The sequence below is a fragment of the Streptomyces sp. NRRL S-350 genome (assembly GCF_000719705.1).
Taxonomy (GTDB): domain Bacteria; phylum Actinomycetota; class Actinomycetes; order Streptomycetales; family Streptomycetaceae; genus Kitasatospora.
Genome location: NZ_JOHO01000004.1, coordinates 140,893 through 156,826, shown reverse-complemented (window position 1 = coordinate 156,826; position 15,934 = coordinate 140,893). Strand labels below are relative to the sequence as shown.

The following is a 15,934-nucleotide window of genomic DNA, read 5'->3' as shown; positions in this document are numbered from 1 at the left end:
GCCCCTCCTTCTTCCGGGTGATGGCAGGACTGACCGGAACAACGAGGCCGAACAGGTGAGGTGGCTGGTGCCGTGTTGACGCATGGATGCACGAGTGGTGCCGCCCCGGCGCGCAGTCGTTCGTGCACGCCGGGTGGTGCGCGCAGGGGAGCGTAGGGGGAGGGGGTGCAGGGGAGTGCCGGGCCGTCAGATGGTGACCGAGAAGTTGGCCAGCACCCGCTCGGCCAGCTCCTTGTCCCCCTCGACGGCCACTGGGCCGGGCCGGCCGCGGCCGCAGGCGAGCCGGACGTAGGTCTCCCAGTCCATGGTGAGCTGGACGTCGGGGGCCAGGCTGATCGACTCGTCCACGGTGCAGTGGCCGGTGGCGTCCACCCGGGCGGTGCGCAGGAACTCCACCGGCCCGGTGACGTCCAGCACCAGGGCCGTCCCGGCGGGGACGCCGGCCTTGTTGGCGACTGCCTTGGGCAGCAGCTCCAGCAGGAGGTCCCGGGTGATCAGGGCGCCCGGGGAGTCCAGGTTGCCGGGGGTGTCCAGGGCCCGGCGCAGGTCCTGTTCGTGCACCCAGACGTCGAAGGCCCGCATCCGCAGCAGCTCGTGGTACGGGACGTCCCGGGCGAGCGGGCCGGCCGGCCAGCGCACCGGCTCCTCGGGTGTCTGCTTGGCGTTCCGCAGCGCGCGGGAGCGGCGGATGATCGTGTACTCCAGCTCGCTGGTCATCTCCAGCGCGGTGTGGCAGCGGCGCTTGTCGACCGGCAGTTCGACGTAGCGGGCGAACTCGGTGTCCACGTGGCGAAGATCACGCGGCAGGGCGTGGATCGGGCGCGGGTCGCCGAGGAGTTCGGACTCGACCGCGATGACGTGCGAGACGACGTCCCGGACGGACCAGCCGGGGCATTCGGTGGCCCGGTTCCAGGAGCCTTCGGGGAGGGGGGCGACCAGCTCCGATATGGACTCGATGCTCTGGGTCCACGCCTCGGTGTAAGCCTGCACGGTCTGGTTGTCCGTCACGGGAATCTCCGGCCCTCCGTCAGCTTCCTTGCCGTCCGCGCCCCGCCGTGCCGGCCGGTCGGGATGGTCCGGCTTCCGGGCGCACGCGCTAACCGCACGTTACGCTGCCGGGAGACAGCTGGGCAGCGCTTTCGGGTGACGATCGTAGGTCTCTTGCCGTGGACGGTGGTACTGTGCGCGCTTCATTGATCCAACTCGCGGTCTCCGACCCCGAGCCGCCCGCCGAGCGGCGGGCCAGGGCGGCAGCCCTGGTGCGGGCGCAGCAGGGCGCGGACCTGGTGGTGCTGCCGGAGCTGTGGCCGCTCGGCGGTTTCGCGTACGACCTCTGGTCGGACGGTGCGGAGGCGTTGGACGGGCCCACGGCGGACACGATGGCCGCCGCCGCCCGGGCCGCCGGAGTCTGGCTGCACGCCGGGTCGATCGTCGAACGGGATCCCGACGGTCCGATCTACAACACCTCGATGCTGTTCGCCCCGGACGGCGAGCTGGTGCACACCTACCGGAAGATCCACCGCTTCGGCTTCGACAGCGGTGAGGCGGTGGTGATGGGCGCCGGTCAGGAGATCGTCACCGCGTCCACCGACTTCGCCACGCTGGGCCTGGCCACCTGCTACGACCTGCGCTTCCCGGAGCTGTTCCGGGCGCTGCTGGACGCCGGCGCGCAGTTGCTGGTGGTTCCGGCAGCCTGGCCGGCCAGGCGGCGGGAGCACTGGACGCTGCTGGCCCGGGCGCGGGCGGTGGAGGAACAGGCCTTCGTGCTGGCCTGCAACACCGCCGGGACGCACGCCGGGGTGGAGCAGGCCGGGCACAGCATCGTGGTGGACCCGTGGGGCCGGGTGCTGGCCGAGGCGGGGGAGGACGAGCAGGTGCTGACCGTGGAGTTCGATCCGGCCGAGGTGGCCAGGGCGCGGGAGGAGTTCCCGGTGCTGCGGGACCGCCTGCTGGGGATCCCGGCGCCGGTCCAGCGCTGACCCGGCGGGGTGTGCGGGGGTTCCGGAGGGTTGGTTCGTACCTGGCCCGGGTGGGTTTGAGAAGATGAGCACTCGTCGTGTTCCCACCGGTCCGTCGAGGGCCGGTCCGGTCGGCCCGCCCGAGGAGGTCGCGCCCATGCCTGGCGACGGTGCAGGCGACACCCCCCGCCCCGTCATCCACCGCAACAGCCTGCGCGAACAGATCGCCGGCGCGCTGCGCGAGGAGATGATGGCCGGCCGGCTGGCGGCCGGCCGCAACTTCACCGTCAAGGAGGTCGCCGAGCTGTACGGCGTCTCCGCGACCCCGGCCCGCGAGGCCCTGGTCGACCTCGGTGCGCAGGGACTGCTGCGCACCGAGCACCACCGCGGCTTCACGGTGCCCGAACTGTGCTGGGACGACTTCCTGGAGATCTTCGAGTCCCGGGTGCTGCTCACCGACAGCTTCTACCGCCAGTTCTCCACCGGCCGGGCCCTGCCCGACCTCAGCCGGCTGCCCTCGCTGCACCGCCGGGCCGACGCGGCCGTCCGCGCCGCCCGGGCCGGGAACCTGGACGTGATGGTGGGCTGTGACCGCCGGTTCTGGCAGGAGGTCGCCGGACTGCTCGGCAACCGCCGGATCGCCGACTACCTGGACTGGCTGCGGGTGCAGTCCTGGATGTTCGCCGCCCCCTACCTGCGGGAGCTGCCCAGCCTGGCCGGGGTCTGCTGGGACCGCCACCTGGACCTGGTCGGGGCGATCGAGGCGCACGACCTGGCCGGCGCGCACCGGATCGTCTGCGAGTACGACCTGGACACCGCCCGGTTGCTGGCCGGCCTCGCCGGGCAGCCGCTGGAGTCGGTGGCCGTCCTGGGCCTGCTCACCGAGATCACCGGTGCGGAGCAGCCGCCCGTCCCGGTCGAGCCGCCGTCTCCGCAGCCGTCGCCCGAGCACTGGCCCGAGCCGTCGCCCCGGCACCTGCCGGAGCCCGCCCCCGGGCCGGGGGCGGCCCGCGGCGAGCGCGCCCGGCGGAGCGACGAGCTCGGCCGGGAGCTCGGCCGCGAGCTGGGCCTGGGCCTCGGTCTGGTGCCGCAGCCCCGCTCGCTGTCGTACGGCCGGTTCGGCCGCCGGCTGCCCGAACCGCCCCCCGAGGCTCCGCGGGGACGGTCCGACCCGCACGCCGCCCCGGGCCGGTAGGGTGGGCGGGCGTCGGACCGGGCCCCCGGGAAAGGGCCGTCCGGGTACCGACTCCGCCCCCGTCGTCGCCCCGCCCCCGGCGGGCGATCCCCGCCGCCCGGAGAGGAACTGCCGGCCATGGCCTGCGACCTCTGGCTCGTCCCGCTGGTGGACGTGCTGAGCCACAGCCCCGACAACCCCTTCCGGGACGATCTAGCCCTCTACAACGCGGTGTTGGCCTCACGCGGGCTGCCCGAGGTGCCGGTCTACGAGTACGTTCCGGGCATCAGCGGCGCGGTCGAGCCGATAGCCGCCTTCGACTACGACTCGCTGCACTTCCTGCGCCGCGCCTACCTGCTGGGCCTCACCGGCCTGGACATCACCCCGGTCGACGCGCTCGGCGGCGACTACGAGCAGCTGCTGGAGATGTTCGAGAGCAGCGCCGAACAGTCGCACCTGGTCTGGCACTTCGACCACGCGGGGGCGTACGTGCCGATCGAGTTCCAGGTGCCCCTGGTGGACGACACGCTGCTCGCCTCCGGCGGTCCGCTCGGCTCCAGCCACGGGCTGCTGCGCGAACTGCAGGCCGTGGCGCCCTCGCTGGGCATCGACCCGCTCAACCCGCCGGACCCGACCCGGCCGCTCGGGCCGACCGGCCTGGAGCAGCCCTTCGGGCCGCCGATCGACGACGTGCACCCCTTCGCCCGAGAGCGGCACGCCTGGTCGGGCCTGTACGCGGCGGCGACCCGCAGCGTCGCCCAGGGCTCGATGATCGTCTTCGCCTGAGCCCGGCCGGGCGGCCCGCGACCGCACGGGCCCACCGGGGCCCAGGTTCCCGGGCTCACCGGCTCGGGGGGATCGCCGGGCCCCGGCTCACCGGCCGCCCGGGCTCACCGGCTCGGGGGGATCGCCGGGCCCCGGCTCACCGGCCGCCCGGGCTCACCGCAGCGGCCCCTCCGGCGGCCGCTGGCGCGGCATCGTGGGCCGGGTGCCCGGCGGCGGCAGCACCCGCACCTGGGCGCCCACCCCCGGCTCGGAGCGGCCGCCCCAGCTCCCGGGGGCCTGGGTGGGCAGCTGGGTCATCGAGGCGCGGAACTCCAGCATCCACTCCGCGGTCTCGGTGCGGACCATGTCGGAGACGTCCTCGCAGAACCGGCGCAGCACGCCCAGGCAGCGCTCGGCGGCCTCGCCCGCGGTGCCCTCGGTCGGGCCGAGCACCTCGCGCACGCACTCCGACGCCCAGTCGAACTGGAAGGCCTCCAGGCGGCGTTGCAGCGCCTGGCCGGTGGAGACGTCCCGCATCCAGCCGGAGGTGAGGCCGAAGGCCCGGTCGGCGCCGTGGCAGGCGGCGGCGAGGGCGAGGCCGACGTAGCCCCAGCCGGTGCCGTGCGCGAAGCTGCCGGCCAGGCCGACCAGCGGGGCGGTCACCCCGCCCACGGCGAAGCCGGCCGTGCCGAACCGCAGCAGGCGCGCCCAGCGGCGCTTCCAGATGCGGTCCCGGCGGTACCACTCGATGGCCTCGACCGCCCGCTCCTCGGACCAGCGGTAGAGCTCCTCCAGCCGCTCGGCAGGCTCACCCCAGTCCCCGAGGGGGAACTGGCGGGTGCTCAGGTCGCTCTGGTGGCGGTCGGAGTCCCGCCGGACCACGGCGGCGGCGGGAGGGTCCTCCTCACCGACCTCCTTGCCCCAGGCACTCTCCTCGGGCTGCATTTCCGGCTGGCTCACCTGTGGGGCTCCCTGTGGCGGGCGGGGCGGCTGGGTCTGGCGGTGCATCGGCTGACGCGAAGTCCACCGGTGCTCGTCCAACAGCACTTCTTACCGCCAAATGGCTGACCATGGGGGAGCTTCCCGGTTGATCGTTACGGGTTTCGGCCACCGGAACCCAAGGTGAGCGGGTTGCGGGGGTCGGCGAGATTTCACCCGTCCGAGCGAGGGCCCGGCGATCCGCGGTCCTGACCCGGGTGCCCGTCGCCCACCGGACCCGTCCGGGTTTGGAGGATCATCCGACATCGTCGGCGTACGGACCGCGTCTCCTGGAGGATCCGACGGGACCGGAGAGCGGCCGGAACGGGCCACCGACTACGCTTCCAGGCGTGAAGGTCCTCGTCATCGGCGGCGGCGCCCGCGAACACGCCCTGTGCCGCTCCCTGTCCCAAGATCCCTCCGTGACCGAGTTGCACTGCGCCCCGGGCAATGCCGGGATCGCACAAGTGGCGACGGTCCACCCGGTCGACCAGATGGACGGCGCCCAGGTCGCCGCGCTGGCCGAGCGGCTCGGCGCCGGTCTGGTCGTGGTCGGCCCGGAGGCCCCGCTGGTCGCCGGCGTCGCCGACGCCGTGCGCGCGGTCGGCATCCCGGTGTTCGGCCCGTCCGGCGCGGCCGCGCAGCTGGAGGGCTCGAAGGCCTTCGCCAAGGACGTGATGGCCGGCGCCGGCGTGCCCACCGCGCGCTCCTACGTCTGCACCACCGCAGCCGAGGCGGCGGAGGCGCTGGACGCCTTCGGCGCCCCGTACGTGGTCAAGGACGACGGCCTGGCGGCCGGCAAGGGCGTCGTGGTCACCTCCGACCGCGAGGCCGCGCTGGCCCACGCCGCCTCCTGCGACCGGGTGGTCATCGAGGAGTACCTGGACGGCCCCGAGGTCTCGCTGTTCGCGATCACCGACGGCACCACCGTCGTCCCGCTGCAGCCCGCACAGGACTTCAAGCGCGCGCTGGACGGCGACGAGGGCCCCAACACCGGCGGCATGGGGGCCTACTCCCCGCTGCCGTGGGCGCCCGCCGGTCTGGTCGAGGAGGTCCTGGAGACCGTCCTGCAGCCGACCGTCGACGAGCTTCGCCGCCGCGGCACCGAGTTCTCCGGCCTGCTGTACGCGGGCCTGGCGCTCACCTCGCGCGGCACCCGGGTGATCGAGTTCAACGCCCGCTTCGGCGACCCGGAGACCCAGGTCGTCCTGGCCCGGCTGCGCACCCCGCTCGCGGGCGTGCTGCTGGCCGCCGCCACCGGCACCCTGGACCAGCTGGAGCCGCTGCGCTGGGACGAGGGCGCGGCCGTCACCGTGGTCGTCGCCTCCGAGGGCTACCCGGCCGCGCCGCGCACCGGCGACCCGATCGAGGGCCTGGCCGAGGCCGAGGCGGACGGCACCGCGTTCGTGCTGCACGCCGGGACGAAGGCCGGCGAGGACGGGCAGGTGCTGAGCGCCGGCGGCCGGGTCCTGTCGGTCACCGCGACCGGCGCCGACCTGGCGCAGGCCCGCGGGCGCGCGTACGCCGCCGTCGACCGGATCAGCCTCAAGGGCGGCCTGCACCGGACCGACATCGCGCTGAAGGCGGCCACCGCGTAGGGCAGTTCGGCCGCCACGAGGGCGCTGCGGACCGTGGGAATCAACCCCATGGGCGCAGCGCCCCCGGCGTTTCGGGGCCGGAGCGGTGCCGGGGGCGGACGTACCGTTCGGCGGACGGATTCCAGCCCATCGGGTGACAGGACCCGCATCCGGCTGACGTAACCGGGCGCCCGGCCTTATGGTGCGCTGGATCGCAGCGTGCGGGGCTTTCGCGCCGGGGGCGCCGCCGGGTAGCGGCGCTTCCGCGGGGGGATGCTGGACGGCGTCCGGCCGGGCGGTCGCCCGGGTGCTTCGCACCGGACCGGCCGCGGGCGTCCGGAATCCGGGCGGCGTCACCGGGACGAGTGGAAACCGGGGCGATCCGGAACGACCACCCGGACCGGGGCGTCGAAAATGGCAGTAGCGCCACGCAGCATGCACTACCGGGATCGGACTCCTCCGCTTCCCGGTCGGAACTGATCGTTTCGAGTCGGCTCAGGGCCCGTACCCGGGCACCCGAGGGCTCCGAAGGGGGTGCCGCACCGTATGGCTGCTGTCGACACCGCGCGCGCTCACGCCCAGGCGGTCCTGCGGGTCCGAGGCCTCGCCCGGGCCGCCGCCGTCCTGCCCGCCGCCGTGGCGGTGGTCCTGCTCGCGGGCCGGTTCACCGGCCGGATCGGCGCTCCCGGAGCCGCCGACGCGGCCGGCTGGGACGCCGCCCGCTGGGCGGTCTGCGCGGCCGCCGCACTGACCCTGCTGGTGGCCGCCCTGACGGCCCGCGCCCTGCGCCGGGCCGAGCCGCCCCGCACCCCCGCCGTCCCGCTGGACCGCGCCGAGGCCCCCGAGCTGTACCGGCTGATCGGTGACCTGGCCGAGCGGCTGGACGTCCCCGCGCCCTCCGCGATCGCCCTCACCCCGGACTGCGACAGCTGGCTGGAGGACGTCCCGCCGCCGCACCGGCCGCACCCGCTGCGGTCGCACGCAGGCGCGCCGGCCCCGGTGCTGGTGATCGGCTCGCCCTTCCTCTGGTGGATGCGGGCGGGTGAGCTGCGCGCCCTGCTCGCCCCGGTGGTCGCCGGCACCGCCGCCTCCGCCGACCCGGAGATCGCCGCCGCCCGCCGCTTCCTGCGCAGCCTGGACGCCTGCCTGGACTCCGGCCAGGGCACGGCCCCCGGCCTCGGCGGCGGCACCCTGGCCGCCCCGCCGCGGCCGCCCCGGCGCGGTCCGGCCGGGCTCGCCGACCGGATCACCCGGCGGATCACCCGCCGGCTGCTCGGCGCCTGCCGCGGCCACTCCGCCGAGCTGGAGCGCTCGGTCGCGAGCTGGGCGTCCGAGCAGGCCAGGGCGGTCGACTACGGCCTGCGGATCGCCGCCCAGGAGCAGGTCGGCCTCGCCTACGCGGGCTGGGACCGGCTGCTCACCCGGGTCGCGCTGCCCGCCTGGCGGCTCGGCCGCCACCCCGCGCACCTCAACGCCGGCGTGGTCGCCGCCCTCACCGAGCTCTCCCGCCGCGACCGGCTGGCCGACGGCTACGGCAGCCGGCTCGCCGACCGCCCCGCCTGCGACCTGCTGGAGGAGCCCGGCACCGTCGACCGGGCGGTCTCCCGGCTCGCCGCCGAGCTGTTCTTCGGCCGTCCGGCGGCCGGAGCCTGGCACGAGCTGGAGTGGGCCGACTACCCGGCCGACGCGGTGGACGCCGGCTGGCGGGCGGGCGCCGCCGCCCTGCAGGCCGCCCTCGACCTGCTCGCCCCGCAGGCCCGCCCCGGTTCGCCGACCCTCACCCGGCTGCTGGTCCGGCTCGCCGAGGGCGACGGCGAGCAGCTGGCCGCCGCGCTCGCCGCCCAGCTGGCCCGCACCACCGCCCCGGCCCCGCTGCTCGAACCCGACCGCAGCGGCCGCGACCTGCTGGTCGACCACGTCACCGCGATGGTCTGCTGCGCGGCCGTGGACACCGCGGGCGGCGTCCCCGGCCTGGACTGGCTGGACGGCCCGGTGCTGCTGCTCGGCGGCGTCCGCCGGACCGACCTCGCCGGCCCGGTGGCCCAGGCCGTCGAGCAGGGCCAGGACGGCCCGCTGCGGGCCTGGCTGGACGCCGCCGACGTCCGCCTGGAGAAGCCCGTCCGCCTCTGACCGGCCGCCCGGAACCCTCCGGGACGCCTCGCCGGTGCCTCCCGGCATCCGGGACGGCTCCGGCGGCTCCGGCGGCCCTGGCGGCTCTCGCGCCCCGGGCGTCCCGGGCGTCCCGGGAGGGCGCTCGGGGCCCCGCACGCGCCCCCGGACGAATCGGCCGCCGGTCGTCTTCGCAGGTTGGAGGCCCCCTCCGGGCGGCGCGCAAGATTCGCCGCACCAAATGCCACCGGAGGGTGACGGAGCGCCAGCACTCTGTGGTGTATTAGACCGCACGCACATCCGGGGGGCACGTGCCAACCGGGCGGAAGTGCACCTGGAGGGGCGCGTGGGGACCGAACTCAACCGCCGCTGGGAGTCCGGAACACACGCCTACAGCGTCTCCGACCCCTTCGGCCAGGGCCCGCTGCCCTGGCTGCGCAGCCCGGACCAGTACCTGGCCGGCGCGGAGGGCGCCGTCCCCTGGTACGTCTCGGTGGACGCGCCCGGCCAGCAGCCGCTGACCGCCGGCGCCCGGCCCAAGCCCTCGGTCGGCACCCCGCAGGGCGCCAACGACGTGGACCAGCAGATCAAGGGCTTCGCCTCGGCCGGCGTGATCCGCCCCGGCGGCTCGGTCGACTTCCGCGTGACCGTCAACCCGCCCCGCGAGTTCACCGTGGACGTCTTCCGGATCGGCCACTACGGCGGCGACGGCGCCCGCCACATGACGTCCAGCCCGCTGATCGCCGGCCTCGCCCAGCCCGCCCCGCTGGTGGCCGACCGCACCGTCTCCTGCCACCACTGGTGGCACTCCTGGCGACTGCAGGTCCCGGTGCACTGGAAGCCCGGCTCCTACGTCGCCGTGCTGACCACCGCCGACATGCTGCACCGCAGCCACATCCCCTTCACCGTGCGGGACTTCGACGACCAGGGGCACGCCGCCGAGCTGCTCCTGGTGCTCCCCGACGTGACCTGGCAGGCGTACAACCTGTTCCCCGAGGACGGGCGCACCGGCGCCAGCCTCTACCACGCCTGGGACGGCGAGGGCGGCCTGGTCGGCGAGCCGGAGGCGGCCGTCACCGTCTCCTTCGACCGCCCGCACGCCACCGCCGGGCTGCCGCTGCACGTCGGCCACGCGTACGACTTCATCCGCTGGGCCGAGCGCTACGGCTACGACCTCTCCTACGCCACCGCCACCGATCTGCACGCCGGGCTGGTCGACCCGTCCCGGCACCGGGCGCTGGTCTTCCCCGGCCACGACGAGTACTGGTCCGCGCCGATGCGCCGCGCCGCCGAGCGGGCCCGGGACGGCGGCACCTCGCTGGTGTTCCTGTCCGCCAACACCATGTACTGGCGGGTCGAGCTGACCGCCGCCGCCTCCGGCGAGCCGAACCGGCTGCTCAACTGCCGCAAGCGCCAGAAGGTCGGCCCCGGCAGCCCGGCCGCGGGCGCGGCCGGCGCGGCCAGCGCGCTGTGGCGGGACGCCGGGGAGCCCGAGCAGCACCTGCTCGGTGTGCAGTACTCGGGGCGGGTCGCCGCGCCCGTCCCGCTGGTCGCCCGGCACACCGCGCACTGGCTCTGGGACGGCACCGGCCTGCAGGAGGGCGACGAGCTGCCGGGGCTGGTGGCCGGCGAGGCCGACCGGTACTACCCCAAGGTGGCGCTGCCCGAGCACACCGAGCGGGTGCTGCTGGCGCACTCGCCCTACCGGGACCTGGCCGGCCGCACCCGCTACCAGGAGACCTCGCTGTACCGGGCGCCCAGCGGCGCGTACGTCTTCGCGGCCGGCACCTTCGCCTGGTCGCCGGCGCTGGGCCGCCCCGGCCTGACCGACGAGCGGATCCAGCGCGCCACCGCCAACCTGCTGGACCGGCTCTGCAAGAACTGACCGGACGGGGCCTCCACCGGAACCGGGAGCGGCGGGCGTGAAAGACTGCGGGGGCAGTGACCTCCCCTTTCGCGGTGCCCCACGCGCGCGAACGACCCCTGAGGACTGAACACCTTGAGCGGATTTGTCACCAAGCCCGAGCCGGTCCAGGTGCCCGGCCTGGTCCACCTGCACACCGGCAAGGTGCGCGACCTCTACCGCACCGGGACGGGCGAGCTGGTCATGGTGGCCAGCGACCGGACGTCCGCCCACGACTGGGTGCTGCCGAACGAGATCCCCGACAAGGGCCGCATCCTCACCCAGCTGTCGCTGTGGTGGTTCGAGCGGATCGCCGACATCGTGCCCAACCACGTGATCTCCACCGAGGTCCCGGCGGGCGCCCCCGCCGACTGGAAGGGCCGCACGCTGGTCTGCCGCAGCCTGGAGATGATCCCGGTCGAGGCGGTCGCCCGCGGCTACCTGGCCGGCTCCGGCCTGGCCGAGTACGACGAGAGCCGCACGGTCTGCGGCATCGCCCTGCCGGAGGGCCTGGAGAACAGCTCGGAGCTGCCCGCGCCGATCTACACCCCGGCGCTCAAGGCCGAGGTCGGCGAGCACGACGAGAACGTCCCCTACGAGGAGACCGCCCGCCGGATCGGCGCCGAGACGGCCGCCCTGCTGCGCCGCACCACCCTGGACGTCTACGCCCGCGCCCGCGACATCGCCCGGGAGCGCGGCATCATCCTGGCCGACACCAAGTTCGAGTTCGGCCTGCTGGACGGCGAGCTGGTGATCGGCGACGAGGTGCTCACCCCGGACTCCTCCCGCTACTGGCCCGCCGACGAGTGGCAGCCGGGCCGTTCGCAGGCGTCCTTCGACAAGCAGCTGATCCGCGACTGGCTCGTCTCGCCGGCCTCCGGCTGGGACCGCCACAGCGAGCAGCCGCCGCCGGCGCTGCCGGCCGAGGTCGTCGAGCAGACCCGGGCCAAGTACATCGAGGTCTACGAGCGGCTGACCGGGACCTCCTGGGCCTGACGCCGCCGCGCCGCCCGCGGGTACGGCTGCGACTCAGATCCAGCCGTGCTCGCGGGCGATCCGCACCGCCGCGTGCCGGTTCTCCGCGCCCAGCTTGGTGGCAGCCGAGGACAGGTAGTTGCGGACGGTGCCCGGGGAGAGCGAGGCCCGCACGGCGATCTCGGCGATCGGGGTGCCGTCGGCGGCCAGCTCCAGGACGTCCGTCTCGCGCGGGGTCAGCGGGGTCTCCCCGGCGCTGATCGCGTCCGCCGCCAGCTCCGGGTCCACGTACCGGCCGCCGGACCGCACGGTGCGGATGATGCCGGCCAGGTCCGCCGCCGAGACGGTCTTCGGCAGGAAGCCGCGCACCCCGACCTCCAGCGCCCGCTTCAGGTAGCCGGGGCGGCCGTGGCCGGTGACGATCATGCAGCGGCAGTCCGGCAGCAGCCGGCGCAGCTCGGCGGCCACCTCGATGCCGTCCTTGCCCGGCATCTGGAGGTCCAGCACCGCGACGTCCGGCCGGTGCGACTGCGCCATCGCCAGTGCCTCCGGGCCGGAGCCGGCCTGCGCGACCACCTCGATGTCGTCCTCCAGCGAGAGCAGCGCGGCCAGTGCCCCCCGGATCAGGTGCTCGTCGTCGGCGAGCAGGACCCGGACGGGCGCGGTGTCGGTCATCGGCGGTCTTCCTCCGTGGCGTGGGGTCGGAGTGGGCTTCGGAGCGGGCGAGGGCGGGACTCGGAGCGGGCGAGGGCGGGCCTCGGGGCCGGCCGGCACGGCCCTCGGAGCGGGCCTCAGAGCGGGACCGCGGCGCGCATCCGGAAGGTGCCGGGCGCGGCCTCGGGGACGGTCAGCTCGCCGTCGTGGGCGGCCAGCCGCTCGCGCAGCCCGCGCAGTCCCGTGCCACCGCCCTGGGAGGGGAGCGGGACGGCGGGCACGCCGTCGTTCTCCAGCTCCAGGACCGCCCGGCCGTCCTCCCGGTGCAGCCGGATCAGGCAGTGGCCGGCCTCGCTGTGCCGCAGGACGTTGGTGGTGGCCTCGCGGATGACCCAGCCGAGCACCGATTGGACCGGGGGCGGCAGCCGGTCGGCGTCCTCGCCGAGGTCGATCTCGCAGGCCACGTCGGCGGCGCGGAGGACGGCACGGGCGCCGATCGCCTCGGCGTGCAGGTCGGCGGTGCGGTAGCCGCGGATGACGTCGCGGACCTCGCGCTGCGAGTCCTGGGCGATCTTCTGCACCTCGGCCATCTGGTCGGTGGCCTCCGGGCGGCCGCGGCGGGCGAGTTGGACGGCGAGCTCGCTCTTGAGCGCGATGGTGGTGAGGTTGCGGCCCATCACGTCGTGCAGGTCGCGGGAGAAGCGCAGCCGTTCCTCGGCGACGGCGAGCCGGGACTGCGCCTCGCGGGCGGAGTCCAGCTCCCAGACGACGGCGGTCACCCAGGCGAAGCTGCGGCAGCTGCCGGCGAGGATGGCCAGGCCGACCGTCGTCCCGGCCAGCAGCCCGACCGTGGTGGTGTGGTCGACGCCGGCCAGCAGCACCGCGGGGGCGACCAGCAGCATCAGCCCGAGTCCGATGAGCGTGGCCCTGCGCAGGGGCAGGCCCACGCTCATCGGGCCGACGGCCGCGCCGAGCAGGGCGGCGGTGATCAGCGCGGTGAACGGCGGCCCCTGGGGGTGTGACGGTCCGCCGGAGGACGGGCCGAGCAGCAGGAGGAACCAGGAGCCGAGCACCGACAGCGTCGCGTTGACGATCAGCCAGCGCCGGTACTCGCCGGGGCGCTGCAGGTGGTGGTCCAGCGAGGTCCGGTACGCCCGGAGGGTCACCAGGGTGGAGGCGAGCGAGAGGACCAGGGCGACCCGGACGGTGGTGATCGAGTGCGGGATGGTCACGGCGGAGGCGCTGACCAGCAGGTTCGCCGGCAGCATCATCCAGGCCATCAGGTAGAGCGACCAGCGGAAGTACAGTTCGGCGCGCTTGGGCTTGCCGTAGCCCTTCCACCGGCGGACCGGCCCCCGGACGTCCATCGAGTCGGTCCCCGTTCGATCATCGGCGTGTCGCTGCCTTCTTATCAGAGGGGGACGGCGGCCCGTCCTTCGGATTGCGCCGGGCTGCCCGTCGGGCGGTCAGCGACGGGGCGTCAGCGACGGGGCTCCCAGCGGAAGTGGCGCACCGCTCCCCAGATGGCCAGGCCCAGCCAGACCACCCCGGTGACCAGGTGCGGGGCGGCGGTGCCCCAGCTGCCCGCGAAGCCGGTCGCGGCGGCCGAGCCGTCGGTGCCGAACCAGCCGACGCGGATCAGCTGGAAGGCCGGGGTGGTCGGCAGCAGGCGGCAGACGTCGGCCAGCCGGGCGGGCATGACCTCCAGCGGGACGAACAGGCCGGAGCCGAGCTGGATGACCAGCATGACCGGCAGGGTGGTGATGCCGGCGCTCTCCACGGTCTTGGTGAAGGAACTCGACAGTGCGGCCAGGGCGATCATGGTGGCCAGGACCAGTGCCAGGCCGGCGAGCACCAGCAGCGGGTTGACCGGCACGGACAGGTGCAGTCCGACGCTGCCGCCGATCCCGAGCAGCGCGGCCATCAGCAGGCCGAGCGCCAGCGAGGGGACGGCCGTGCCGAGCAGGATCTCGATGTCCCGGGCCTCCCCGGTGCGCAGCCGCTTGAGGACCAGCTCGCCGCGCCGGGCGACGTAGGCGGCGGTCAGGTTGTAGTAGACGACGAAGGCCAGCATCATCCCGACGGAGCCGTAGATCAGCAGGGAGTCGACGTCCAGCCCGGGGTGGTGCGCGGCCTGCTGGGCGAGCGTCCCCCGCAGGGTGAAGACCAGGAACAGCGGCAGTGCCAGGGCGGTGAACAGCGCCGTGCGGTTGCGCCGCAGCAGGGTGGCCTCGGCGCGGCCGAGGGCCAGCAGGCGGCGGGTGGTGGTGCTTCGCGGGCCGGCGGTGCTCCGCGGTCCGGCGGCGGCGTCGGTGGCGTCGGCGGCGTTGGCGTTGGCGTTGGCGGCGGTGGTCATCGGGCGGATCCGATCAGGCGGCGGCGGGCGGTGCGGGCGGTGGGGCCGACGGGCGGCTGCGGCGGTGCCTGGGCGGCCTCGGAGGCGATGGCGAGGAAGGCTTCCTCCAGCGAGGCGCTGCGGGCGTCCAGGGCGCCGAGCGCGATGCGGTGCCGGTGGGCCCAGTCGAGCAGGTCGTGGAGGGTCCGCTGGAGGTCGGCGGTCTGCACGGTGACCTTGCGGCCGTCGACGGCGACCTCGGCCGGGGCCAGGAGCGGGAGCGCCGTCCCGGCGTACTCGGGCAGCTCGAAGGCGATCCGGGACGGCCGTCCGGCGATCACCTCGGCGACGGTGCCGGCGGTGACGATCCGGCCGCCGTGCATGATGGCCAGCCGGTCGGCCAGTTCCTCGGCCTCCTCCAGGTAGTGCGTGGTGAGCAGCACGGTGGTGCCCTGGGCGCGCAGTTCGCGGACCAGCCGCCAGACGGCGGCGCGCGCCTCCGGGTCGAGGCCGGTGCTGGGCTCGTCCAGGAACAGCACCTCGGGGCGGCCGAGCAGGGCCATCGCGAGGTCGAGCCGGCGCCGTTCGCCGCCGGAGAGCTGCTTGACGCGCACGTCGCGGCGGTGGGCGAGGCCGACCAGTTCCAGCGCCTCCCCGACCGGGCGGGCGCCGCTGGTCATCCCGGCCCAGACCCGGCCGGTCTCGGCGGCGGTGAGCTCGCCGGGGAAGCCGCCCTCCTGGAGCATGATCCCGATCCGGGGGCGGACGGCGGCGCGCTCCTCGAACGGGTCGTGGCCGAGCACCCGGACGGTGCCGTCGCTGGGGGCGGCCAGACCCTCGATGACCTCCATGGTGGAGGTCTTCCCGGCCCCGTTGGTGCCGAGCAGGGCGAACAGTTCGCCGCGCCGGACGGTCAGGTCGACGCCGCGCACGGCGTGGTGGCGGGTGGCGCCGGTGCCGTAGTGGCGGTGCAGGTCGGTGACGTCGATCACGCTGTCGCTGGGGCGGGAGGGCCGACTCTTTTCCATGCCCCGAGCCTTCCGCCTCCCCGGCCGCGGGGGCAGTGCGCGCCGTCACGGGAGGGCGGTGCGGATCCACGGGTCGGCGATGACAAATGTCACGGGTGCCGGGCGGGAATGCCGAAGGGCCCCCTCATCCGAGGGGGCCCTTCGCAGCTGAGCGGACGACGAGATTCGAACTCGCGACCCTCACCTTGGCAAGGTGATGCTCTACCAACTGAGCCACGTCCGCAGGTCAAACTATTGAGTTGTGCTGTGCTCGCGCACTGCGAGCGGACGACGAGATTCGAACTCGCGACCCTCACCTTGGCAAGGTGATGCTCTACCAACTGAGCCACGTCCGCACGGTGCCTGGTGGGGCACCGGCCGCCTCTTCGGATCTCTCCGTTGCGGCGACGAGGAATACTCTACAGCATCGTTCGGGGTGGTCGCCCCACCCTTTCGGCCCAGGCCTTTCGGCCCGGGCGGCGGGGCGACCGGGGAGCGG

13 protein-coding genes and 2 tRNA genes are annotated in these 15,934 nt (G+C 74.9%); 7 read left to right on the top strand and 8 right to left on the bottom strand.

Annotated elements, in window-relative coordinates:
- Positions 1-186: 186 nt before the first annotated feature.
- Complete coding sequence (locus IF30_RS0106105; RefSeq protein ID WP_030233018.1) at positions 187-1,008, bottom strand: maleylpyruvate isomerase family mycothiol-dependent enzyme; 822 nt, start codon at positions 1,006-1,008, stop codon at positions 187-189.
- 173 nt (positions 1,009-1,181) lie between these two features.
- On the opposite strand from IF30_RS0106105, the gene IF30_RS0106100 reads away from it, so the two are divergent.
- From IF30_RS0106100 to IF30_RS0106090, 3 genes are all read left to right on the top strand, one after another.
- Complete coding sequence (locus tag IF30_RS0106100) at positions 1,182-1,979, top strand: carbon-nitrogen family hydrolase (RefSeq protein WP_030233015.1); 798 nt, start codon at positions 1,182-1,184, stop codon at positions 1,977-1,979.
- A gap of 136 nt (positions 1,980-2,115) precedes the next feature.
- Positions 2,116-3,153, top strand: a complete 1,038-nt coding sequence (locus IF30_RS0106095; protein ID WP_063752501.1) for a GntR family transcriptional regulator — start codon at positions 2,116-2,118, stop codon at positions 3,151-3,153.
- Between the two features lie 117 nt (positions 3,154-3,270).
- Positions 3,271-3,918 carry a hypothetical protein gene (locus IF30_RS0106090; protein ID WP_030233011.1) on the top strand — a complete coding sequence of 216 codons (648 nt, stop codon included), beginning with the start codon at positions 3,271-3,273 and terminating at the stop codon, positions 3,916-3,918.
- 153 nt (positions 3,919-4,071) lie between these two features.
- Here IF30_RS0106090 and IF30_RS0106085 read toward each other — a convergent pair whose 3' ends face one another.
- Complete coding sequence (locus tag IF30_RS0106085; RefSeq protein ID WP_078891163.1) at positions 4,072-4,857, bottom strand: SLATT domain-containing protein; 786 nt, start codon at positions 4,855-4,857, stop codon at positions 4,072-4,074.
- A 368-nt stretch (positions 4,858-5,225) separates the two neighbouring features.
- Between IF30_RS0106085 and purD the strand changes: the two genes are divergently transcribed.
- The 4 genes from purD to IF30_RS0106065 all read left to right on the top strand — a co-directional run bounded on the left by purD (position 5,226) and on the right by IF30_RS0106065 (position 11,460).
- Positions 5,226-6,473 (top strand): phosphoribosylamine--glycine ligase, encoded by a 1,248-nt coding sequence (gene purD, locus IF30_RS0106080; RefSeq protein WP_030233005.1) that lies wholly within the window; start codon positions 5,226-5,228, stop codon positions 6,471-6,473.
- A 525-nt stretch (positions 6,474-6,998) separates the two neighbouring features.
- A complete protein-coding gene (locus IF30_RS0106075; protein WP_030233003.1) occupies positions 6,999-8,582 on the top strand; it encodes a hypothetical protein in 1,584 nt (527 codons plus the stop codon).
- 325 nt (positions 8,583-8,907) lie between these two features.
- Positions 8,908-10,446, top strand: a complete 1,539-nt coding sequence (locus IF30_RS0106070; RefSeq protein ID WP_030233000.1) for a N,N-dimethylformamidase beta subunit family domain-containing protein — start codon at positions 8,908-8,910, stop codon at positions 10,444-10,446.
- A gap of 114 nt (positions 10,447-10,560) precedes the next feature.
- Positions 10,561-11,460, top strand: coding sequence for a phosphoribosylaminoimidazolesuccinocarboxamide synthase (locus IF30_RS0106065; RefSeq protein ID WP_030232997.1), 900 nt, complete (start codon positions 10,561-10,563; stop codon positions 11,458-11,460).
- Positions 11,461-11,493: 33 nt separating this feature from the next.
- Here the strand turns inward: IF30_RS0106065 and IF30_RS0106060 are convergent, their stop codons facing one another.
- The 6 genes from IF30_RS0106060 to IF30_RS0106035 all read right to left on the bottom strand — a co-directional run bounded on the left by IF30_RS0106060 (position 11,494) and on the right by IF30_RS0106035 (position 15,791).
- The gene (locus IF30_RS0106060; protein ID WP_030232995.1) at positions 11,494-12,114 is read right to left on the bottom strand and encodes a response regulator transcription factor; all 621 of its coding nucleotides are present in this window, start codon (positions 12,112-12,114) and stop codon (positions 11,494-11,496) included.
- Between the two features lie 116 nt (positions 12,115-12,230).
- Positions 12,231-13,460 (bottom strand): sensor histidine kinase, encoded by a 1,230-nt coding sequence (locus IF30_RS0106055; protein ID WP_030232992.1) that lies wholly within the window; start codon positions 13,458-13,460, stop codon positions 12,231-12,233.
- A 113-nt stretch (positions 13,461-13,573) separates the two neighbouring features.
- Positions 13,574-14,449, bottom strand: a complete 876-nt coding sequence (locus IF30_RS0106050) for an ABC transporter permease (protein WP_078891162.1) — start codon at positions 14,447-14,449, stop codon at positions 13,574-13,576.
- Positions 14,446-15,456: an ABC transporter ATP-binding protein gene (locus IF30_RS0106045; protein ID WP_078891161.1), complete on the bottom strand. Its 1,011-nt coding sequence runs from the start codon at positions 15,454-15,456 to the stop codon at positions 14,446-14,448. The genes IF30_RS0106050 and IF30_RS0106045 overlap by 4 nt, the downstream gene beginning before the upstream one ends.
- Before the next feature lie 150 nt (positions 15,457-15,606).
- Positions 15,607-15,679: transfer RNA gene (locus tag IF30_RS0106040), tRNA-Gly, on the bottom strand.
- 39 nt (positions 15,680-15,718) lie between these two features.
- Positions 15,719-15,791, bottom strand: a tRNA-Gly gene (locus IF30_RS0106035).
- Positions 15,792-15,934: the final 143 nt, after the last annotated feature.

What these genes read in the sequence shown, in the direction of transcription:
- IF30_RS0106095 (WP_063752501.1), top strand. Translation starts at nt 2,116, where the DNA reads ATGCCTGGCGACGGTGCAGGCGACACCCCCCGCCCCGTCATCCACCGC.
- IF30_RS0106090 (WP_030233011.1), top strand. Translation starts at nt 3,271, where the DNA reads ATGGCCTGCGACCTCTGGCTCGTCCCGCTGGTGGACGTGCTGAGCCAC.
- IF30_RS0106075 (WP_030233003.1), top strand. Translation starts at nt 6,999, where the DNA reads ATGGCTGCTGTCGACACCGCGCGCGCTCACGCCCAGGCGGTCCTGCGG.
- IF30_RS0106060 (WP_030232995.1), bottom strand. Translation starts at nt 12,114, where the DNA reads ATGACCGACACCGCGCCCGTCCGGGTCCTGCTCGCCGACGACGAGCAC.
- IF30_RS0106055 (WP_030232992.1), bottom strand. Translation starts at nt 13,460, where the DNA reads ATGGACGTCCGGGGGCCGGTCCGCCGGTGGAAGGGCTACGGCAAGCCC.
- IF30_RS0106050 (WP_078891162.1), bottom strand. Translation starts at nt 14,449, where the DNA reads ATGACCACCGCCGCCAACGCCAACGCCAACGCCGCCGACGCCACCGAC.
- IF30_RS0106045 (WP_078891161.1), bottom strand. Translation starts at nt 15,456, where the DNA reads ATGGAAAAGAGTCGGCCCTCCCGCCCCAGCGACAGCGTGATCGACGTC.